This is a genomic window from Pseudomonas hefeiensis, from assembly GCF_030687835.1.
Taxonomy (GTDB): domain Bacteria; phylum Pseudomonadota; class Gammaproteobacteria; order Pseudomonadales; family Pseudomonadaceae; genus Aquipseudomonas; species Aquipseudomonas hefeiensis.
The window spans coordinates 160,059-180,726 of record NZ_CP117449.1 but is presented as its reverse complement, the minus strand read 5'-3'; the positions used below and the strand labels follow the sequence as shown (position 1 = coordinate 180,726).

Sequence of the window (20,668 nt, the reverse complement as noted above, 5' to 3'; positions counted from 1 at the left end):
CATCAGGTGAACTCGCAAGTTACGCAGGCTTCGCCGCTGAGCGTGGCGTGTACGTGCCGCAACTGTTCGCCATCCGCCATGGCAGCGAGCAGGCGGTCGGCCACCAGCGGCATCAGGTGCCGGTCGAGCAAATGGTCAATCAGCCTTGCTCCACTGTCACTGTGGGTACAGCGCTCGACGAACTGATCGACGAGACGTGCGCAGTAACTGAAGCCCAACTGACGACGAAGCAGCCACTTCCCCACGCGATCAAGTTTGATTTCCACCAGTTCGCGCAGCACCGGCCCGCTCACCGGGTAGTACGGCACCACACACATGCGTGAAAGCAGCGCTGGTTTGAAATGTTTGCTGAGTATCGGGCGAATACTTTCTTCGAGCCGTTCGGCACTTGGTTGCGCGCCGTTTTCGCACAGATCACTGATGAGCTCGCTAGCCAGGTTCGACGTCATCAGAATCAAGGTGTTACGAAAATCAATCTCCCGCCCTTCCCCATCATTGGCCAGGCCCTTGTCGAAAATTTGATAGAACAGGTTCAGCACATCCGGGTCGGCTTTTTCGACCTCATCGAGCAACAGTACCGAATAGGGCTTCTGCCGCACGGCTTCGGTAAGCATGCCGCCCTCGCCAAAACCGACATAACCCGGCGGCGCGCCGATCAGTCGCGAGACGGTATGTTTGTCCTGGAACTCAGCCATATTCAGGGTGGTAATGAAACGATCACCGCCATACAACAGGTCGGCCATGGCCAGCGCCGTTTCCGTCTTTCCGACTCCGCTCGGACCCACCAGCAGAAACACACCAACCGGCGCGTCGGGTTTGTTCAGACCAACGGCGGCGGCACGCATTGCGCGGTCAAGCGCCTGCACAGCCTGTTCCTGACCACGAATACGAGCGCGCAAGTCGGCCGCGAAACTGGCGATTCTTTCGTTATGCTCCCGTGCCAGTTGCGCCAGAGGAATACCCGTCCAGGCGCTGATGACTTCCGCCACCAGACGCGGGCAAACTTCGAAACTGACCAGGCGCTCCTGAACCTGCGCAGCCACCAACGCGCTATGGGTATCGTGTACCGCCGCTTCCAGGGTTTCGACATTCAGTGCTTGATCTATCGCGGTTGCGCGCGCCCTGACCAGCTGTTGACGCAGCGACAGCAGGCGTTCGGCCATGATTCGTTGCTCGGTCCAGAGAGCCTCCAGTTCCCGGCACTCGTCTTTGATGGCAGCCAGACTCACGTCCAGCGCCGCAAGGTCCTGGAAATCAATCGACAGGCCGGCCTCTGCGTCGCGCCGCAATGCCTGGCGCTGACGCTCGCCCTTTGCCAGTTCGCCTCGCAATCGCTCAAGGCTCTGCGGCGTAGCGGCCAAGCTGATACGCACTCGAGCACAGGCTGTGTCCAGCACATCAACAGCCTTGTCCGGCAGTTGGCGACCGGCCAGGTAGCGGGCTGACAAATGTGCCGCCGCGACCACCGCATCGTCACGCAGGTAAATACCGTGGCTGGACTCATAGACTCGAGCCAGCCCACGCAAGATTGTCACTGCTTCGCTGACGGTAGGTTCGTGCACTCGCACCGGTTGGAAACGACGGGCCAGAGCCGGGTCTTTCTCAAAGTATTTTTTGTATTCGGTCCAGGTGGTGGCCGCGATGGTGCACAGCTCGCCCCGGGCGAGGGCCGGCTTGAGCAGGTTAGCCGCATCGGAACCGCCGGCGCTACCGCCCGCCCCGATCAGCGTATGAGCTTCGTCGATGAACAGGACGATAGGTTTGGGTGAAGTTCTGATTCCATCAATCACACCCTTGAGGCGACGTTCGAATTCACCCTTGATGCTGGCTCCGGCCTGCAGCAGTCCCATATCCAATGAGAGCACTTCAACGGCTTCGAGCGCCGATGGCACCTCCCCACCCACAATACGTAACGCCAGACCTTCGACAATGGCAGTCTTGCCCACCCCAGCCTCACCGACCACGATCGGATTGTTCTTGCGGCGACGAACCAGAATATCGATCATTTGCCTGATCTCGTCATCCCGGCAAAGAACCGGATCGAGATGACCGTCACGGGCCTGTTGGGTCAGGTTGTGAGTAAAACGCTCCAACGCGGAATCGTTTGGGGTGGCAGATTGAGTAACCACCAACGGGGCTTCTTGCGACAAGGCGAGATTTTTCAACCGGTCGGCGTTCATCCCGGCGAAAAATGCCTGATAAGGACTGCCCGCATAGCGAACCGGATTGCGCAGCAATGCCAGAATCAAGGCGGCCTGCCCAATCTGGTTTTGGCCCAGTTCCAGATTGGCCACCCGCATTGCATCTTGTAGCCATTGCACCAACTCAGGAGCGAATACCGGGTCGCGCGAAACGCTGTGTTCAATCCGCGGTTGCAGGGCGGCGCTGAGCTCGCTTGTGCTTATCCGGGCATCCTGCAAGGCCTGTGCGAGCAGCCCCTGCGGATGCTCCAGCAAGCCCAGCAACAGATCTTCCACCAGGACTTTGTTGGCGCCACGAGCCACGCATCGCTGGGCCGAACGCTCCAGGTCGCTGCGCGTATCGGCGTCCAGCGCCTGAATGAGTTGCTGTAGATCTACGTTGATCATGTCATCCATTCCTAATGAATTTTGCTGCCCAAGGTCACTACACCATCGGCGTGTTCGTGCCCCATCCAGCTGGTCCAGCCGAGGCGGCAGGTATTTCTTTCTCCGATTCGCAGTTCTCGTATTTCCTGCTGGCGCAGGACCAGGCGAATGTCATATTCGAGGGGGGTACGAAGGGTGAAACGCACCAGCGAGCACAACGGCTGATAACCGACGCCGATGGGCAGGAATTCGTGGAAACGGCGCCAGTCCAGTTCGCAGATATGGATCCGGAACTTGCCGCTGCGGTCACGAACCTGCTCTCCCAGAACCAGCTCTTCGCTCAGCAGGCTATTGGCGCTTCCAAGGCGATTGCGTTGCTCACCCGGGATGTCCACACGGCGTTCAACACACTGCTCGATGTTCAGTTCGGCGTGCTTGAAGTAATAACGCAGTACCGCTTCGACCAACGCCGCCGAATGAACCCGAAGACTCAACAGACCCAGGTATGGCAGCAGACGCTTCCAATTCAATTGAGTGGACTTACGGATTTCTTCGCCACCCAGGCCGATCAATGCAAACAATTGCTCGGAAAATGGATCGCGGGCGCCGCTCTGGAAACTGGCGCAGTAGCGATACTTGCGCCAGATCGGCAGCATCAGCCGCTGAAGTCGATGGTGAAACAGGTCCAGGAAAAGGCGAGTCGGATTGCCATCTCCATCCTCTCCCAAGGCCTGCTCACCATAGAACGCCGGAAGCGGCGACCCTGCACCCATCAAGCTGATCAGATTCAGGCGCAGACGAGCCCGCGCTTGCCCGTGCTCCTCAAAAAACTCCACACGATCAACATCACTGGCCGGGAACCCCAGGCTTGGATTGGCCTGAAACTCCAGGCGCTCGTACAGTTCCTCATCATCCAGAAGCGGGCAGGTCTCACGCAGCCGATCAATCACCAGCAACACCGCCTGAAACAGCGAGTACTCACGTATCCCTTGCGTCAGCGCGCTTATAGAAGCGGCTGCTGGCCCATGCGGGGTGTCCATTGGTACACCTCTCCCTGAGTACTGCTCACCCGAAGTTCGTGGTACGAATTGAGGCTGGCATAAAGCGCGAAAAACTCGTTAAGGACCGAAGCGAAAACGAATAGGTCGCCTTCACCGATATACCCTTGCGGATCGATGGCCAGTTCAGTGCGCAAGCCGCGAACCGGCAGCCCGCGATGCAGATGGTCGACGTGCTGATGACTGATCGACTTGAGTCCATCCAGCAGACGCTTACTGACCTTTTCCGCCTGCTCGTCGTAGTAACGCGGGAAATCGTAGGTTTCGATAATCACCTTGAGGGTATTCACGTTCGCCAACGACAAGTAGTTGAGTGACATGTTGCTGACCAACTTCCAGAGGAAGTCGCGGTTGAGTGGCGGCGCGAAGCTCGGAGTGACCGGGCAGATGTTGCGGAAACTCAGCGACTCAGGGCTTTCTTCGCCAGGCTGGTCGATGTCTCCCAGATTGAGTTGCTGCGCCAGGTTTCGGTTGGTGCACATCAGTTCGATTGACAGGGTCTCATGGGGCTGAGCGTGCCTGACACCAAATCCCAGGCAGGTGTCCAGGCCGCCGTGCAGTAATGACGGACGCTGGCGAACGCTGTAATAGGGGCGGTTATGGGGCACTTCAAAGCTTGAGTCGTGTTCGAAGGACTCGAACGGCACATAGGCCTGATAACCCAAGCCGCCGGGACTCCAGCCGATGACACTTTCGACAGAAAACACGCCGCAGTGCTCCCGGTTGTAATTGGCCGGCAGCAGCAGGTACTCGTCCTGTTTGCCGTCCAGCCGGATCGGCTGCGCGTCATGGGTGAACAGATTGACGATAGGGGTGCAATACAGCTTCACATTATCCAGCGTCGGACGCAGCCGCTGAATGCCGCTCTTGCCAATATCGAAACGCAGATCCAGGCCGCGCATCTGTTTAAGGGTCTCTTGCGGCAACGTGCTGAGAACGTCCAGGCCGTTGACGTCGACAAACAGAAACTTGTCCTGAAAGGCGAAATATTCCTGCAGGTAACGATAGCCGCGAAAGGTATTCAGCGGATACGGAATCAGCGCTTCCTCTTCGGCAAACCCTACCGGCTGGACGCGGTCGGCAGTGATCCTGAAAGCTATGGGAGAATCATCTGCGGCCTTCAAGGGCATGCCGGCGCCATTGAGCGGGATCAGTTCGATGCCTTTCAGGTTGCGCAACAGGTTGAGATAGAGCATCTGGCTGATATAGCGCTCACCGGCGAAGTGCAGACGCAGACGGCTCAGTTGCAACTCGCCCACATGCCCCTCGCATCCCATCTCCAGGCGCAGGCTCAATAGCGAGCTATCGCCCTTCATCGAATAACTCAACCCCGTAAGGTCCAGCGACAGCACGTCGGTCGGGTAACAAGTCCGAAAACGGCAACGCACCTCCTGCACCGGTTTGCTCTCGACCGACGTATCACGCTCCACCCGAATGGCGGGTCCGGAGCGATGTAGCGGATCGAACTGCAATATGCTGAAGGCCGGTAATGGGCGCATGTAGTTTGGCCACAACAGGTGCATCAGCGAATGGCTCAGCTCCGGCAATTCGTCATCGAGCTTCTGGCGCAAGCGACCCGTTAGAAATGCGAACCCCTCCAGCAACCGCTCCACGTCCGGGTCCCGCCCGGCGTGCCCCAGGAATGGCGCCAATGCCGGATTGCGCTCAGCAAAACGCCGACCCAGCTGGCGCAGCGCGGTCAGTTCGCTCTGGTAGTAGTGGTTGAACGACATCGGTGGCTATCCTTGGCTGACCTTGATTTGGCCGCGACCGTCCAGACTCGCGGTAAAACTCACTTGCTGCTTGAAACCTTCCATAACCAGCAAAGCGTCGATACTGAAGAACAGGCGAAGCTGACCGGTGTTACCTGGCACCGATGCGACACAGACATTGCTCAGGCGTGGCTCATAAGTCTCGATGAGTGTCTTGATCGCCTCGCGGGCCTGGCTCCGGGCATCGTGCAGGCTAAAACGCATGTCATTGAGATCCGGTACTCCATAATGGGCGGACGTCTGCACGCTACCCGAACGGGTGCTGAGCATCTTGGCCAGATGTGCAGCAACAGAGGCCATGGCGCAAACATCGCGACTCAAACCTGTACGTTTATCAACGTCGCCGTTCAGGCGTTCGAAAAGGCTGCCGTATCCAGTCATGGGGGGGCTTATGCCTTTTCCAGCTTGCCAACTAACGACAGGGTGAAATCGGCCCCCATGTATTTGAAGTGCGGCCGCACGTTCAGGCTGACGCGGTACCAACCCGGATCGCCATCCACATCACTGACGATGATCCGGGCAGCACGTAGCGGACGACGGCCACGAACTTCGGCGCTCGGGTTTTCCTGGTCGGCGACGTACTGGCGGATCCACTTGTTCAGTTCCAGTTCGAGATCGGTACGTTCTTTCCACGAACCGAGTTGCTCGCGCTGTAACACCTTCAAGTAGTGAGCCAGGCGGTTGACGATCATCATGTACGGCAGTTGGGTGCCGAGCTTGTAGTTGAGTTCTGCATGCTTGTCCTCGGCGCCGATACCGAAAAACTTCGGTTTTTGAACGGAACTGGCGGAGAAGAATGCGGCGTTATCACTCCCTTTGCGCATAGTCAGGGAGATGAAGCCCTCTTCGGCTAACTCGTATTCGCGGCGGTCGGAAACCAGCACTTCGGTCGGAATCTTGGTTTCTATTTCGCCCATGCTTTGGAAGTGGTGTAGCGGCAGATCCTCAACCGCCCCACCACTTTGGGGGCCCACAATGTTCGGACACCAGCGAAACTTGGCAAAACTGTCGGTCAGCCGAGTGCCGAATGCGTACGCAGTGTTGCCCCACAGATAGTGCTCGTGGCTGTTGGCTACAGCCTCCTTGTACACAAATGACTTGACCGGGTTTTCTTCTGGATCGTATGGGTTGCGTAGCAGGAAGCGCGGCACGGTCAGGCCGATGTAACGAGCGTCTTCCGACTGACGGAAGCTCTGCCACTTGGCGAATTGCGGACCTTCGAAGTGGTCTTTCAGATCCTTTAGGTCCGGCAGACCGGTAAAGCTTTCCAGGCCGAAGAATTTCGGGCCGGCGGCGGCAATGAACGGCGCGTGGGACATGCAGGCGACGCTGGACACGTACTGCATCAGCTTCACATCCGGCGAGCTCGGGGACATGTAGTAGTTGGCGATGATCGCGCCCACCGGCTGACCACCGAACTGGCCGTATTCCGCGGTATAGATGTGCTTGTACAACCCCGACTGCATCACCTCTGGCGAATCGTCGAAATCGTCCAACAAGTCATCCTTGGAGACGTTGAGGATCTCGATCTTGATGTTTTCGCGGAAATTGGTGCGTTCGACCAGCAGATGCAAACCGCGCCACGCCGACTCCAATGCCTGGAACGCAGGATGATGGAGGATCTCGTCCATCTGAAGGCTAAGCTTGGCATCGATCTCGGCGATCATGCGGTCAACCATAGCTTTCTTGACCGGTTCGCCACTGTTTTGCGGCTTGAGCAGTTCTTCGATGAACGCCAGCACACCGCGCTTGGCGATGTCGTAGGCTTCGTCGTCCGGGGTCAGGCGGGTTTCGGCGATGATACTGTCGAGGATGCTGTACTCGCCGTATTCCCTGTTCTGTTGCTGCGCTGCGCTGATGCTCATAGTTTGGCTTCCTTGACTGATAGGGACTTAAGCTTCCGGGGCTTCGGCCTTCAGGCCCAGCTCACCCAGTACCCGCGCGCGCGACTCGTCGTCGGCGAGTACGCCTTCGATGGCTTTGCGGAAGGCAGGCGCGTTGCCCAGTGGGCCTTTGAGGGCCATCAGCGCATCACGCAGCTCCATCAATCTCTTGAGTTCAGGCACTTGGTCGACCAGGTTGGCCGGGGTGAAATCCTTCATCGAATTAACGCGCAGTTGCAGGGCCAATTCTTCTGTTGCACTTTCGGCCAGCAGACGATTCGGCACACTCAGCGTCAGGCTCAACTCCTGCTTGGCCAGTACTTCATCGAAGGTCATCTTGTCGATGCTGATCGGCTTGCGATCCTCGACTTTGCGTTCGTCCTTGCGGTGGGTGTAGTCACCGATTGCCAACAGTTTCAGCGGCAGTTCGATCTCTTCCTGCGCACCGCCAGTAGCGGGTTTGAAAGTGACGTTGATGCGTTCCTTGGGTGCGATCGAGCCTTCTTTGGCCATGACTTTCTCCTAATGATTGAGGCCAGGGGCCTATTCAATGACCCGTTCCAGGTCGAGGTGACACAACCTGCGGTAGGTTTCTTCCTTGCACTCGCGCACTGCGTGGTTTTGGGGCAGCAGCTCACAGCAGCTATGCAACAGGTGCAAAACCTGCAGCACCAGATCGGGCTCCCAGGCTTTCAAATCCGCGTTCTGTAGCGTCTGATCGAGGGCTTCAAGCTGGACCTTGGCGAGTTCGTATTTCCTCGCCGAGAAACACAAACGAGCCATCGCGAACCGCCAGCAGAAAAGCTCGCGCGCACCGTGAGCGTTTTGCATGCCTTGGCTGAGCAATTGAACGGCGGGTTTTAGGCCATCCTTGCCGAGGACCGACTGGGCTTCGTCCAGAGCCAGTTCCCAATGCTGCTGACTGCCGGTGACATCGGCTCTGGGCGGGAGACTGTGAGTTTGCAGATGAGGCAAGACCTGAGCTGCGATCCAGGCTCGGGTGGCCGGGTCCGCGAATGGCGTGCCGTCATGCCAACGCAGGTCGATAACCCCCGGCAGACGCTGGATGAACAATGCGAAATGAACTTCCACTTCACGCATGGCCTGCTCAGCGTTCAGTCCTTGCAGGCACTCCCAGGCGAGTCTTTGGCCGTCGAGCCAGAGCGGTGACTTCGCCAGGCTGGCCTCGACCTCCACCAGAAGGTCCATGTAATGGCCATGTTGGAGGCTGTCCTGAAAACTTTTGAGTTTGTCCGCCGGCAGTCCGCGCAGCGAAGTGATCTGCTCAGTGTTACGCTCGGGCACAGCGTCGATGGACAGCCAGAGCAACGTGCGATTAAGGCGCAAGGCGCGAACGTCGGTCGCCTTTTGTTTGAGCCACCAGGAACACAATGTACGAGCGCCTTCCTGCTGGGCGCGTAGGGCCTTGTGGGCCGCTTTTTCGTTTTCAATCGGCGCACCGGGGGTGAGCAGTTGCGTGGCGGATTGCTTCGACTGGGCCTCTACCTCCCCAACCACATCGGATTGCGGACGGTTTTCGGAAGCGCGCCGGATCATATTTTTGAGTCGCCGGCAAAGCGGCAACAATAGAGGCGCTTCATCACCCAACTGAGCAGTGCAAGCGGCTTCGAGGCCCTCCAGTTGCTCCGCCAGGTCACGGAACAACGGCAGTTGATCCTTGATCGCAACGTCCTCGCCCATCGCCTGCTCCAGGCGAGGCACCAGCCAGTTGATGCTGGCGGCCCGGGTTCGGTCCTTGACGGGGTGGATCTCGGACCAATGATTTTTACATAAGTACTGCAACAAACAGAGACCGGCCAGCAGCCCCTGTAGAGATTCACGCTGATACAACGCCCATGTCAGCCAAGCCGCCACGCGCAGATCTTTCGAGCGGGTGCGCAACAAGGCTTCACTTTGCTCAAGCACTTTCAGCCAGTCGACCTGACCGTTTTCATGCATCGACTGAGCCTTGCCCAACTCACTTTCCAAGGCTTCGTATTCATTTGAAAAACGCACGTCCGCACCTGCGAAACGCTCCGTGGAAACGGGAGATCCAGCGAGGGTCAGATAATGGGCGGACAGTTTTCCAGAATACGACATTTATAACTCTGTTTAAGTAATTCGATTTATAACTCGAGTGGCTCGGGCGACAGGGTTATCCAAGATAAGCATTCAATGTCGCTTGTAGGGATTTTCGCCCTATACAATCAAGTCCCTTCACAAAAATTCCCGTCGACTTCCAGCTATTCGAACGCCGCAAAGAATGCCAAAGTTTTGAACATAAAAAAGTAGGATTTTTCTCTTTCTGTAGAAGAATAAAAACAGATCAACCCATCAGTTTTTTACCTCCATCGCTGCCCTTGCCACACTTGAGCGAGTCATTTAGTCAACTACAAATTACTTCAAATCATTTCGCCATTGCTTTGTCGGACTCGAAGAAAACTCCTACATCCTTTTCTTTTTTTGCAGATTCAAGCGTCGTCAGCCATCTGGGCTGCTTCAATAAAACCATGACCCGAAGCCACTCCCCAAGGACAAATTGATGCCCTCCTCTATTGAGTTACCCGATTTTCATCTCTCAATTCCCGACTTTAATCATGACCTCCAAGTTTTGGCCTTCAAAGGGCATGAAGCCATTAGCACGACCTATTCATTCGATATAGAACTCGTCAGCGCGAAAAAGGACATCGATCTTGAACATCTAATAAACAAGCAGGCGTTTCTGGCATTTAATAAACACGGCTGCGGCGTTCACGGGCTGATTTACCGCATTGCACAAGTTGACTCCGACGCCCGCCTGGCTCATTACACGATCAGGTTGGTTCCTCGACTGGCTTATTTAGAGCACCGAACCAATCAACGTATTTTTCAAAACATCAATGTTCCACAAATTATCACGTCGATTCTCAACGAACATGGCATTCTCGCCGACACTCATCGCTTTCAATTGAGTATAAGTTCTCCGCCGCGTGACTACTGCGTGCAATACCAAGAGTCTGACTTACATTTCATTGAGCGCCTGTGTCATGAAGAAGGCCTGCATTATCATTTCCAGCACAGCGCGTCGGGCCATCATTTGATATTTGGCGACGACCAGACTGTGTTTCCCCGACTTAAATTCCCCACTGTTTATAAACACGAACGAGGCATGGTTTGCGATGTCCCGGTCATCCAGCGTTTTGGTCTACGACTGGAGACAAGACCCAACCGGGTCACTCGCCGTGATTACGATTTCAAGAAAGCAACTTTTCCTTTGGAGAACACCTGTCAGTCGGGTGGCGACATCTGGCCAGATCTGGAAGCCTATGATTATCCCGGCGGCTTTACCCAGGAAAAACGCGGCAACTTAGTCAGTCGGCGAAACTTGGAACGCTATCGCGCCGATTACCGCCAGGCCGAAGGCAGGAGTAATCAACCGGAGCTGGCGTCGGGACACTTCCTGACGCTGAGTGAACACCCTCGCCAGGAATGGAATGATCTTTGGCTGCTGACCGAAGTGCATCACCAAGGCAGACAACCGCAGGTGCTGGAAGAGAACATCACTCACTATACCGGCGCAAATGAAGGTGACTTCGATCAGGGCTACCGCAATCGATTCGTCGCCACGCCTTGGGATGCGGTCTTCCGCTCGCAGCGGGCCTATCAAAAACCATGCGTATCGGGTAGCCAGACCGCCATAGTCACTGGTCCTCAAGGCGAAGACATCCATTGCGATTCCTATGGCCGCGTCAAGGTCAGGTTTTTCTGGGATCGCGCGGGGCATTTCAATGACCGTAGCAGTTGCTGGTTACGAGTCGCTTCCAGTTGGGCCGGTAACGGCTACGGAGGGGTCACGATCCCGAGGGTGGGCATGGAGGTGTTGGTAACCTTCATGGAGGGCGACCCCGACAAACCCTTGATCAGTGGATGCCTGACCAACAGCGCCACCCCTTTGCCCTATCCACTGCCTGCACACAAGACCCGCACGGTGCTTCGTTCTTGCAGCTCACCAGGCAGCAAGGGCTTCAATGAATTGCACCTGGAAGACCGCGTGGGTCAGGAGCTGATCTACCTGCGTGCCCAGCGTGACATGGAGCAGAAGGTAGAGAACGACTGTCGTTTGGAGGTTGGCAACGAGCGACGAGAAATGATCAAGGGCAACAGCACCACCGTGCTGCAAGCCGGCGAGCATCGGACCACGGCTGCCGATCGCGCGATCCAGGTTGGAGGCAACGACTATCTGCGTGTCGCCAACCGCCACACGAGCGTTGAACAGACGCTAATCGTTGAGGCCGGGCAGCAAGTGCATATCAAGGCCGGTGCCCATCTGGTTCTCCAGGCAGGCGCAACCCTCAGTTTGAATGCCGGGGGCCAACATCTGGTGATCGACCACCGCGGTATCCATAGCAGCAGTGAAATCCAGATCGGTGGAGCACCACTGACCGGTGCCACTGCCTCGTCATTCAAGCCCGAATTAGCGGACCCCACGGCTACGTTATCGGACCAACTGCTGCTTGCCCCCACTCAACGCGCCCTGATGACGGCCAGTAAAGCCTTGGGGTCCGACTTTTGCCCTGTCTGCGAGACCTGCCGGGAGGGTATCTGCCCAATGGAAGCCGCCGCATGACTCATTCGCGCCCTTATCAATGGTTGCTTACACACCAACGTCTCGGTCACACCCTGTGTGTCGTTCTGGATTCAGAAAATGAGCGCCAGATGCGCCAGACGTTGCTGAAGAACAGTCGCCCCCACCAGTATCTGAGTGTCTACGGGCAAACGATGGTCGCAGACCTCTGCGATGCCGGGCCGTTTGTTTTCACCGTCAATCCCGGCGACAAAAATGTCAACGAGTTGCTCATGCGCCCGGACAGTGACTGGGGGTGGCTTGCCAGCGTTCCCAAAGGGCACATGCCCATGCTGGTGGAGCACTGGCGTAAACGGCTGATCATCGGAGATCGCCCGCATCAGGCGCTGTATCGCTTTCACGACAATCGAGTATTGGCCAAGGCTCTCAGGCATCTACCCGTTGAGTCCTATCCGAGCTACCTCGGGCCGGCGATCAGCGTGTGCTATTGGCGGGGCGCCTGTTGGGAATGCACGGATAACCCGGTGCCAGGCACTTGTCCGGTACCTGATTTTCCTCTTTGGCTACAGTTGCCAGTTGCTCCACAGCAAGCGATGAAAACTCGCCTGATCAATGCCCACCGCTTTTTGTTGGCCGAGCATCTCCAGGCCTACGCTCAGCTCGCCGAGCAACAGGATCCGCAGATATGGTTGCGCGCCACGCTTGATCAGGCCGAGGCATGGAATTGGCTGGCGCCCGCCCCTCTGGAGTTTTTGCTCACCCAAAGCCTGCAGGCCCCTGCCCAGACGTTGGCGCCACACTGGCAAGCGCGCCCCGACGAAACCCCCGACGAACATTTTGAGCGAGTGCGCTTGGCGACGCAGTCTTGGCAGGGAGGCGCGCCGCAATGAACAATCACCTGCGGATGATGAGCCTTGGCTTAGGCCTGGCGACAACGGCAGGTTGCGCTGGGGAACAGGTGAATACCTTCACCTTTACCGCTGATTTGCCGCCCGACTTTGCCTACGTTGCGGTGGTGTACTACTCCCCCGCCAAGGGCGAGAGCTGCACCGTCGAGAAAAGGAACAACAAAGCACCCGTGTTTAACAGAGAGTGGCGAAAGGAATACACACCTGACTCTCAGATCACTATTCGTACCGCCCGTAAGGGCTGTCCGCTGGTGATCAACCGCATCAAACTCACAATCAACTCCGCCTACGGCAAAGACTGGAGCGATATAAGCCATGACACGGCCAACGTCGTTATTCGCGATGAACTGGAAGACACATATAAAGGCACTTTCAACGAAGCAGGAGAAAGCCTCTTTTATGGTCAATGCCAATGGTTGTTTCGCACCTCAGGAAAGCCCCGCATTCTCAGAAAAATCCTCGATTGTAATAAAACCAATTCACTCGGCGAACCTGGACACGGGCGTCCTTTCACCGCGTACACCCTCGAACAGCTACCAGGCAAGACTGTAAGGATGAGGATTTCCCTGGCGCCGGAGGAGGAGCCCTATTTCACCGGCAAATGGGTGAAGTTCAAGAACGGATATAAACGCTGCATGGGCAACGGCTTTGAAGATCAACATGCTTTCTGTCACGGAAACTTTAAAGACTTCAGCACATTTCAAATGCCTGACGGCCGTATCTGCTCCGTCTACCCCGGATGCATCGAATAAGGAAAGGACTCAATGGCAGTTTCAAATAAGGAAATGACATCTTCTTTAAGTGGACGAATGGTTTCTTGCCCTCGACAAGGCAAGTGGACCACTTTTCAACTCACTGACGAGTTCGGTTCAGGCGAACCGTACGCCGGATTGGCCTATACCGCGACGGATGCCGAAGGGCTTGAATATCACGGCCAGCTAGACACTGATGGGACAGGGAAAGTGGCTAACCATTGTGCGGGGCCCATTGCCATTGCGTTTACTGATCTTTATCAAGGCAACGACGCAGGGTACAACGAACTGATTAGCAGGAAGCATTACCCCCTCAAAATTACTGAACTGCAAGTTCGCGCCGAACAAACACGCTACCTGAACAGCAACGCCGCCCGGCCCCGAGAAAAACCCGCGCAAACCTGCGCCGATGAATTTTTCCAGGTGGAAGTGCGCCATCTGGTCCAACATGCCACGCATCTGCCGCCAGAGGTTAACCGTCATTACCCACCCGGCACGGGGCCTGCAAGACTCATTGGCAAGCATGGCAAGTTCGGTGTGGCGCTGATGCCCCAAAGGCACACCATGCTTGAGGTACGCCCACTGCGGGCGCTGCGGCCTATGCTGTCTACTGCTCCCGGGTTCTGCGCGCTCAACTTATATCAACTGGCGCTCATGTCGACCCTGACCTATTGCCCCTTCGGCCAGACGCCTGACAAAGCGCCGATAGAAACATCGGTAAGTTTCACCCAACAGCCGAGCGTGGGTAATTGGTTCGCGGATGCATTGGCCAAATTCGAAGAGATCTGGAAGCTCTATCCGGAGCAAACAGAACCTTACTTCTACCCACTGTACGAGGACGTGCCCTATTCCAAGCGCCTGGAGATTGTGCCGTTCGACCCAGCTCTCTACGCGGCCAACGATCCAGAACTAGGTGTACATCAGGAACACCCCGCCAACATCCACTTTCTCGACGACACCGACGCGCAAGACTGTACGGACACTCAGGCCTTCATCACCCACAACGACGAATTGATCCTGATCGCAGTGCGTGGAACCCAGCAATCCGCCGACGGTCTGCGCGACGCCGACGCGCTTCAAGTGCCTTTTGAAGAAGGTGACGGCCATGTGCATCGAGGTTTCTATAGGGCCGCCAAACAAGCCGCGACCTTCGTGACGAGCTATCTGGACAGATTCTACGCAGGGCAAAAACTGTTGATCTGCGGTCACAGCCTGGGAGGCGCAGTGGCGTTATTACTTTCCGAGATGCTGCGTCGCAGACAGGAAAACTACAGCATCCAGCTTTACACCTACGGCGCACCCCGCGCCGCTGATTCCATGTTCATAAAAAACGCCGACGCCCTGATGCACTATCGCATGGTCAACCACAACGACCCTGTACCCAGTTTGCCCGGCAGTTGGATGAACACCAAAACAGAGGTATATGGCGCCGGCATGGCACTGATGTTCGCCAACGTGCCGCTCGGCCTTTCGGTGTTCGTGGCGGGCATCATCAACTGGACGGGCGAGGCCTACGAACACCACGGTATCTTGCGACATTTTTTGCCGGTGGAACTCGGTCGCGGGGAAAAGTCTTCGATTCTTTGGACACCCAGTTGCGACACCATCACTCAACACGCCGCCTGCGAAATGGCCCTTCACCATAAACACGGCCTGCCGAATCGTCCTTCATTCCTGGCTCAACTCTTCGACGTTGGGAACCACTTTATGGTCCCCAGCTATATCCCGGCTTGTTGGGCGACCTTGCGCCGCTGGCAGCAAGCGCAGACTACTGGGGACACTTTGGTAACAAGGCGCGAATATGAATGGATGGCCAATGCACTGGACCGGATTGTCCAACAGCTACGCGACGAAAACCGCCACCTGACGGGACGGGGCGCCCCAAACGGCCGTAGCGAAAGACCCGTCAACGTTGCACTCGCCCGCGAGATCGACAAGATACAAACCACACACGCTCGTCTGACCACACTGCGAAACGCGTCGGTTAGCGGAAAAGACGTTTACGGAAGCATGGCGGAACAACCCGAACGATTGGCGCAAAGTTTGGCACGCTGGCAGGCACATCCGCAGAACAGTGTCGCCGAGCAACTGGCAATGGCGCCGATCGAGGATGTCGACGTCGAAGTAATAGGCGGTGCAGATGGATACGCCGTCGGCAAACGCTACACACTGGATGTTGATACGATCACTTGACTGAAGGCCTCTGGCTGGCGCTGTAGACACTGAGTTCCCACTGGGTGACGAGGCACTGCGGCCGCGTGCGGTAACACAGCGGGGAAAAATATATCAATCTGCCACTATTGTTATGACCAATGCTGCCGACACAGACAGCATCGTTTTTAAATCATAAGGACTTGATGCATGTCTTTTCACACCTTCCGCACCCTCGCCGCACTGACGTTACTCGCCTGCCTCACGCTCACCGGCTGCGCCCACGTTCAACCGCCAGTACCGCTGGATCATCAATTCTGGGACGCCAAGGAGCCGACTATTGGCGTGGCGATTACCGTGGTGCCGGAGCCTGTGCTGGCGCTGACCGGCAATCAAGGCCTTCTGGATTTCGCCATCAACAAGGGCGTCAATAGCACGCTCAGCGACAACGTCGAGAAATGGCAGGTACGCGATCTCAACACGCTGCCCGATGCCATTGTCGCCAAGTTGCAGGCCAAGGGTTACAAGGCCAAGCGAATCGACGAGCCGGTGGATCTGAAGGTCTATAAGGAAGTCAGCTTCCGCGAAGGCTACACGGTCCGCGACCTGACGCCGCTCAAGGCAACTTACGGGGTGGATCGCCTGTTGTTGGTCAACATTCTGGCCACCGGCGCCACGCGCAGCTACTACAGCGTCGTGCCGACCAGCGTGCCAATGGCGCAGGTGGGCGGGCAAGGCATGGTGGTTGATCTGGCCGACAACAAGTTGCTGTGGTTCAAACCTTTTGCCGTCGTGCAGGCCGCTCAGGGGGAGTGGGACGAGCCTAACTACGCCAATCTGACCAACGCGTTCTACCAGGCGATGGATACCAGCCGCCAGCAAATGATCACCCCGTTCGAACAATGAAACCCGCGCTGATAACGGCCGGCGCGCTGGCCCTGCTGGTACTGGCCGGTTGCGCGCAGAAGCCAGCGCCGCCGGCCGGTTTCAAGTCGCAAGATGCGGTGACTTACGTCCAGGCCCATGGGGTCAAGGTGGATGTACAACTGCCGCCGGTCTTCGTGGGGGCCAGCACTGTGGTCGACGCCAAGGCCGCGCAGCAGGCCGCGTCGTCGAGTCATAATCTGATCGCCAGTTCCGGCAACACCGCTGGGGTTGCCGGTTTGCTGGTCGCCAGCCTGATCAATACCCAGATGGGCAGCGGCAGCTTGCAGCGGGACGCGGAAACCGCCGCCGCCAAGGAGTCGCGTCCACTGGCCGACCTGCTGGCTGGCGTGCCGTTGCAGGAACGTTTGCAACAGCGTTTCCAGCAGGCTTCGCTGGCGGCCGGCCTTAAGCAGGGAGCGGGGCCCGTGACCGCGCGCTTGCTGGTCGAACCTAAACTGATGCTTACCCCCGATCGCGGCAGTTTCGTGCTGATCAATCAGGTACAGGTCCAGGATATTGCCGGTTCGGCGCTGTATCGCATGCGCATCGAAGTCACCAGCCAGCCGATTCGGCGCTGCGGCAAACGCTGCATTGATGACGGCATCCTGGACCTGGCGCAAGTCACGGCGGTGCTCGACGAGTGCGTTGACGAGTCGATGCGCGTGCTGACCACTGACCTGATGCTGCCGACCCCACCGCAAGCCGCTCAGGAAACCTTGCGCTATGTGCTTGACGGTCAGCGCGTGGTCGAGCGCGGTTATCAATTGGCCCACAATGGCAACTACTGGCGTTATCGCAACCTCTACGGCGCGGTGAAATCCGTGCCGGTGCCGTTCGAGGATGCGCTGACAGAGGCACAGTTGCAGAAGGTATACGGGCGTTAGTTCAGGGTCGTTTTCTTGTTGGGTCCGTAGAGGGCGGGGCTGACCAGCAGCATCCGATGCTTTACGACGGCTCTGCCGCCGAGCGGGGATAAATCCCCTCGCCACAAATAACAGGCGGCCTTCGGAGCGCCCCAGGCTTCAGGGTCACACATTGGCTTTGTGGTGCCTTCGACGTTTACAGCCATAAAAAACCCGGCCCGTGCGCAATGCACGGGCCGGGTTTTTGGGTGTTGCTGGAGCGGATTACTGAATGGTTACACCGCCGCCAAGCTTGTTCATCACAAACGCGGTGAATTGTTCGACTGTCATCTTCTGACCGTTGAAATCAACCTGATTGTTGGCGTAGTGCAGCTTGGTGACCACGTCGTTGCCTTCAAGCGTTGCCAGTTCCGTGCCCACCGCCATCGCGCTGAACATGTCGCTAGTGGCTGTGGCCTGATCGGCGATCAACTTCGCGTCGGTCTGGCCTTCCATTTGCGCCTGCACGGTCAACAGATCCACCAGCATCGGCTTGGACACTTTCAAATTGAAATCCAGCAAGGCGAGCAACTGACGACCCAGTTGATCGGGCGGCAGGTCCATGGATTGCGGTTTGGTAAGGTCAATGACCAGCGTCGCGCGGCTTTCGCCATTGGCTGTAGTGAACGACAGGTTTTCCAGCGCCACTTGCGGGCCGCCGGCCAGGAGTTTCTCCAGGTCGGTCTTGACCTGCGCCTCCTCGGCCTCGGTCAGGACCAACTCTGGCGCTGGCTCGCCGGCTGCAGCAGCCTCAGCAGCCGCTTGCTCGTAAGGTTGCAGCTTGGTCTGATAGACCTGCATGAGCGACATGGTGGCCGGAATATCCAGGTTCTTCAGGCTGACCGCCATCTTCGCAGAACCGATGGCCTTATCGTTGAACGACAACTCGCCGACCTTGTAATCAGCACGGCCCGATGCGCTGGTGCCATTTTCGGTACTGTTGTTTTTCATCTCGAAGTTCTTCAGGCCCAAGACCGACTTCTGCTCGCCAAAAGTAGTCTTGCTGTTGCTGAGCATCAGAACGTTGTCACCCATGTAATAACCATAAGTGCTCTTGCTCAGGTTGCTGGCGAGCGTCAGGCCGTTGAGCTCGACTTGCACCGGAGTCTGGTCCTCCGCGACGGTGGTCAGCTTGAAGCTGTCCATGTAACCGTCAGCCTTGATCTTCTCTGCCTGGGCGCTGGAGGCCAGGTCGATCTTCAGGCCAGAGAAACTGAGCTGGGATTGTTCATCCAGCTTGGTGTCCAGGGGCAGCAACTCGAATGTGCCGTGGGTCGACTGGTCGTAACCCAGGTTGACCACACCTTTGAGCGGCGACTTGTCCTTGGCGGCGACGAACCATTTCTCTGTCAGCGGAGTGCGCTCAAGCTCGGTGTGGCTGGTGGCCATGACCGGCAACCATTTGAGCGTCATCAGGCGCGAGAACGGGAGCGGGCCATGTTCGATGTTGTCGACGAACAGCAATTCAACCGGCTCATCACCAAACATCTCGCCTTCGCCCTTGAGGCGATAGTGGGCGGTGCTGCTGAAAGTCCCACGATCTAATGAAACCAGCTCGATCGAAGCGGTACCATTGGACCCGGCCAGGGCCGTTTGCATTTGCTTGTTGCTGTCGGCAATAGCGGTTTGCAGCACTCCTTCGAGCTTCGTGCCGGTGTACCAGGCGCCACCTGCGCTGATTGCACCGACAACCACAACGATTCCCAAAAGTACGCTTGCTGATTTATTCATGAGTGACCCGATCAATATCCATGGTTGAAAAAGCCGTCGTCTTCCCTGACCCGCAAAGGGTGTGGCTCGACGCCGCGAAGTGGAGGGAGATTACCATCAGGCACGCCAGCGGGCCCAATGTTTAAAGGGTGAAAGTATTTTCTTGAGAGAGGGTCTACGAATATTGAACTTCAATCTCGTCGAGCTGATGATCGAACGTCTTGAGCCGTGCCGTCCAGGTGTACACCAACACTTCGAAATCGCGATTGATCACCGTCGCACCCGATGATTCTGCGCGAGGATCGCAGAAGTCCAGCTGATAGCGCTCCCGGGCCATAGCGTTAGCAACGTCGCAGAGCTCACGAGCGTTGTTGAGCCAGTGCCAGTCGTCTTGGGCGACTTGCTTGTCCAATTCTGCACATTGGGTCTTTAAGGCCTCGAGACTTTTTTCCAATGGAGTACCGGTGAGTTCACCCATGACTTCCTGGAATGTGCGGCCAGGCTGCCAGTAACTGCCCCAGAAGTAGCGGTCGAAGACCGTTTCGACCCGGCGCAGCGCAACCTTGGTGTCCCAGATCAGCACCAGGGTCTTGCCCTGCTCAAGATGCTTTTTTTTGATGCGTTGGCCCTGAAGCGATGCCCAGGCCACGATTGCGATGGATATCACACCGATAAGCGCAGCCGCGCTATCGAGGAAGATCAGCGCTTTGTCGATCTGGTGAGTCAGCATGACGCCATAGAAATAAGTGGCCGAAAGCAGCACTAACGCCGCAAGGGCGCACCAGAAGCCAGGAGCATAAGGGTTTTTCATTATTGGAATCCCCATGACCAGTCACGTCGCGGGCCATTTTTCAAGGACCCCGACTATCACAGCATAGCAACGGCCTCAGGGTTTGCCGTGTGCGGACAGCAATCATGAGGGGCGATCCGATTACCGGCCCAAAACGACAAAACCCCTGTCTGCATCAGCAGACAGGGGTTCTGGGAATTCAATCTTGACGATGACCTACTCTCACATGGGGAAACCCCACACTACCATCGGCGATGCATCGTTTCACTGCTGAGTTCGGGATGGGATCAGGTGGTTCCAATGCTCTATGGTCGTCAAGAAATTCTGTGGCCAACTCGTTCAACAGCAACGTGCCGGCGAAAATCGATAACTTCTACTAAAACAAAACCCCTACCTGCATCAGCAGATAGGGGTTTCGGAATTTAATCTTGACGATGACCTACTCTCACATGGGGAAACCCCACACTACCATCGGCGATGCATCGTTTCACTGCTGAGTTCGGGATGGGATCAGGTGGTTCCAATGCTCTATGGTCGTCAAGAAATTCGGTAGCCGGTGCGTGCCTTGCGGTCACGTGCCAGCGAATGGGTATGCGATAGATTTGTGTGTTGTGCGAACTTTCGGTTCATAGCGTCTTCACACACCGCAATCTGGTGCCCTTGATGTATCGGGTCAACAAATTG

The 20,668-nt window shown here is 56.8% G+C and carries 15 protein-coding genes and 2 rRNA genes; 6 read left to right on the top strand and 11 right to left on the bottom strand.

The window, feature by feature from the left end:
• Nucleotides 1-2: 2 nt before the first annotated feature.
• From tssH to tssA, 7 genes are read right to left on the bottom strand one after another with little or no spacing between them, the layout of a single operon-like run.
• The gene (gene tssH / locus PSH57_RS00850) at nucleotides 3-2,588 is read right to left on the bottom strand and encodes a type VI secretion system ATPase TssH (protein ID WP_305387261.1); all 2,586 of its coding nucleotides are present in this window, start codon (nucleotides 2,586-2,588) and stop codon (nucleotides 3-5) included.
• An 11-nt stretch (nucleotides 2,589-2,599) separates the two neighbouring features.
• A complete protein-coding gene (gene tssG / locus PSH57_RS00845) occupies nucleotides 2,600-3,607 on the bottom strand; it encodes a type VI secretion system baseplate subunit TssG (RefSeq protein WP_305387259.1) in 1,008 nt (335 codons plus the stop codon).
• Nucleotides 3,571-5,358, bottom strand: coding sequence for a type VI secretion system baseplate subunit TssF (gene tssF / locus PSH57_RS00840; protein ID WP_305387258.1), 1,788 nt, complete (start codon nucleotides 5,356-5,358; stop codon nucleotides 3,571-3,573). Before tssF ends, tssG begins: the two co-directional genes overlap by 37 nt.
• A 6-nt stretch (nucleotides 5,359-5,364) precedes the next feature.
• Nucleotides 5,365-5,778 (bottom strand): type VI secretion system baseplate subunit TssE, encoded by a 414-nt coding sequence (tssE, locus tag PSH57_RS00835; RefSeq protein ID WP_305387256.1) that lies wholly within the window; start codon nucleotides 5,776-5,778, stop codon nucleotides 5,365-5,367.
• 8 nt (nucleotides 5,779-5,786) lie between these two features.
• Entirely contained in the window at nucleotides 5,787-7,262 is a 1,476-nt protein-coding gene (gene tssC, locus PSH57_RS00830; RefSeq protein WP_305387255.1) for a type VI secretion system contractile sheath large subunit, read from the bottom strand.
• A 27-nt stretch (nucleotides 7,263-7,289) separates the two neighbouring features.
• Complete coding sequence (gene tssB / locus PSH57_RS00825; protein ID WP_305387253.1) at nucleotides 7,290-7,793, bottom strand: type VI secretion system contractile sheath small subunit; 504 nt, start codon at nucleotides 7,791-7,793, stop codon at nucleotides 7,290-7,292.
• Between the two features lie 30 nt (nucleotides 7,794-7,823).
• The gene (gene tssA, locus PSH57_RS00820) at nucleotides 7,824-9,380 is read right to left on the bottom strand and encodes a type VI secretion system protein TssA (protein WP_305387252.1); all 1,557 of its coding nucleotides are present in this window, start codon (nucleotides 9,378-9,380) and stop codon (nucleotides 7,824-7,826) included.
• A gap of 442 nt (nucleotides 9,381-9,822) precedes the next feature.
• Here tssA and PSH57_RS00815 point away from each other — a divergent pair, with 442 nt between their 5' ends.
• The 6 genes from PSH57_RS00815 to PSH57_RS00790 all read left to right on the top strand — a co-directional run bounded on the left by PSH57_RS00815 (nucleotide 9,823) and on the right by PSH57_RS00790 (nucleotide 17,466).
• On the top strand, nucleotides 9,823-11,886 hold the full coding sequence (locus PSH57_RS00815) for a type VI secretion system Vgr family protein (protein WP_305387251.1): 2,064 nt from the start codon (nucleotides 9,823-9,825) through the stop codon (nucleotides 11,884-11,886).
• Nucleotides 11,883-12,734 (top strand): DUF4123 domain-containing protein, encoded by an 852-nt coding sequence (locus PSH57_RS00810; RefSeq protein ID WP_305387250.1) that lies wholly within the window; start codon nucleotides 11,883-11,885, stop codon nucleotides 12,732-12,734. The genes PSH57_RS00815 and PSH57_RS00810 overlap by 4 nt, the downstream gene beginning before the upstream one ends.
• On the top strand, nucleotides 12,731-13,504 hold the full coding sequence (locus PSH57_RS00805) for a hypothetical protein (RefSeq protein ID WP_305387249.1): 774 nt from the start codon (nucleotides 12,731-12,733) through the stop codon (nucleotides 13,502-13,504). The genes PSH57_RS00810 and PSH57_RS00805 overlap by 4 nt, the downstream gene beginning before the upstream one ends.
• Before the next feature lie 12 nt (nucleotides 13,505-13,516).
• Nucleotides 13,517-15,697, top strand: a complete 2,181-nt coding sequence (locus tag PSH57_RS00800; RefSeq protein WP_305387248.1) for a lipase family protein — start codon at nucleotides 13,517-13,519, stop codon at nucleotides 15,695-15,697.
• A gap of 168 nt (nucleotides 15,698-15,865) precedes the next feature.
• Nucleotides 15,866-16,561: a hypothetical protein gene (locus PSH57_RS00795; RefSeq protein WP_305387247.1), complete on the top strand. Its 696-nt coding sequence runs from the start codon at nucleotides 15,866-15,868 to the stop codon at nucleotides 16,559-16,561.
• Nucleotides 16,558-17,466, top strand: coding sequence for a hypothetical protein (locus PSH57_RS00790; RefSeq protein ID WP_305387245.1), 909 nt, complete (start codon nucleotides 16,558-16,560; stop codon nucleotides 17,464-17,466). Before PSH57_RS00795 ends, PSH57_RS00790 begins: the two co-directional genes overlap by 4 nt.
• A gap of 243 nt (nucleotides 17,467-17,709) precedes the next feature.
• Here PSH57_RS00790 and PSH57_RS00785 read toward each other — a convergent pair whose 3' ends face one another.
• From PSH57_RS00785 to rrf (PSH57_RS00770), 4 genes are all read right to left on the bottom strand, one after another.
• Nucleotides 17,710-19,215 carry a YdgA family protein gene (locus PSH57_RS00785; protein WP_305387243.1) on the bottom strand — a complete coding sequence of 502 codons (1,506 nt, stop codon included), beginning with the start codon at nucleotides 19,213-19,215 and terminating at the stop codon, nucleotides 17,710-17,712.
• A 154-nt stretch (nucleotides 19,216-19,369) separates the two neighbouring features.
• Complete coding sequence (locus PSH57_RS00780) at nucleotides 19,370-20,005, bottom strand: NADH:ubiquinone oxidoreductase subunit N (RefSeq protein ID WP_305387241.1); 636 nt, start codon at nucleotides 20,003-20,005, stop codon at nucleotides 19,370-19,372.
• 182 nt (nucleotides 20,006-20,187) lie between these two features.
• A 5S ribosomal RNA gene (gene rrf, locus PSH57_RS00775) occupies nucleotides 20,188-20,303 on the bottom strand.
• Between the two features lie 107 nt (nucleotides 20,304-20,410).
• Nucleotides 20,411-20,526, bottom strand: a 5S ribosomal RNA gene (gene rrf / locus PSH57_RS00770).
• Nucleotides 20,527-20,668: the final 142 nt, after the last annotated feature.

What these genes read in the sequence shown, in the direction of transcription:
- tssB (WP_305387253.1), bottom strand. Translation starts at nt 7,793, where the DNA reads ATGGCCAAAGAAGGCTCGATCGCACCCAAGGAACGCATCAACGTCACT.
- PSH57_RS00790 (WP_305387245.1), top strand. Translation starts at nt 16,558, where the DNA reads ATGAAACCCGCGCTGATAACGGCCGGCGCGCTGGCCCTGCTGGTACTG.
- tssF (WP_305387258.1), bottom strand. Translation starts at nt 5,358, where the DNA reads ATGTCGTTCAACCACTACTACCAGAGCGAACTGACCGCGCTGCGCCAG.
- PSH57_RS00810 (WP_305387250.1), top strand. Translation starts at nt 11,883, where the DNA reads ATGACTCATTCGCGCCCTTATCAATGGTTGCTTACACACCAACGTCTC.
- tssA (WP_305387252.1), bottom strand. Translation starts at nt 9,380, where the DNA reads ATGTCGTATTCTGGAAAACTGTCCGCCCATTATCTGACCCTCGCTGGA.
- PSH57_RS00815 (WP_305387251.1), top strand. Translation starts at nt 9,823, where the DNA reads ATGCCCTCCTCTATTGAGTTACCCGATTTTCATCTCTCAATTCCCGAC.
- PSH57_RS00785 (WP_305387243.1), bottom strand. Translation starts at nt 19,215, where the DNA reads ATGAATAAATCAGCAAGCGTACTTTTGGGAATCGTTGTGGTTGTCGGT.
- tssE (WP_305387256.1), bottom strand. Translation starts at nt 5,778, where the DNA reads ATGACTGGATACGGCAGCCTTTTCGAACGCCTGAACGGCGACGTTGAT.
- tssG (WP_305387259.1), bottom strand. Translation starts at nt 3,607, where the DNA reads ATGGACACCCCGCATGGGCCAGCAGCCGCTTCTATAAGCGCGCTGACG.
- PSH57_RS00780 (WP_305387241.1), bottom strand. Translation starts at nt 20,005, where the DNA reads ATGAAAAACCCTTATGCTCCTGGCTTCTGGTGCGCCCTTGCGGCGTTA.
- tssH (WP_305387261.1), bottom strand. Translation starts at nt 2,588, where the DNA reads ATGATCAACGTAGATCTACAGCAACTCATTCAGGCGCTGGACGCCGAT.
- PSH57_RS00795 (WP_305387247.1), top strand. Translation starts at nt 15,866, where the DNA reads ATGTCTTTTCACACCTTCCGCACCCTCGCCGCACTGACGTTACTCGCC.
- PSH57_RS00805 (WP_305387249.1), top strand. Translation starts at nt 12,731, where the DNA reads ATGAACAATCACCTGCGGATGATGAGCCTTGGCTTAGGCCTGGCGACA.
- tssC (WP_305387255.1), bottom strand. Translation starts at nt 7,262, where the DNA reads ATGAGCATCAGCGCAGCGCAGCAACAGAACAGGGAATACGGCGAGTAC.
- PSH57_RS00800 (WP_305387248.1), top strand. Translation starts at nt 13,517, where the DNA reads ATGGCAGTTTCAAATAAGGAAATGACATCTTCTTTAAGTGGACGAATG.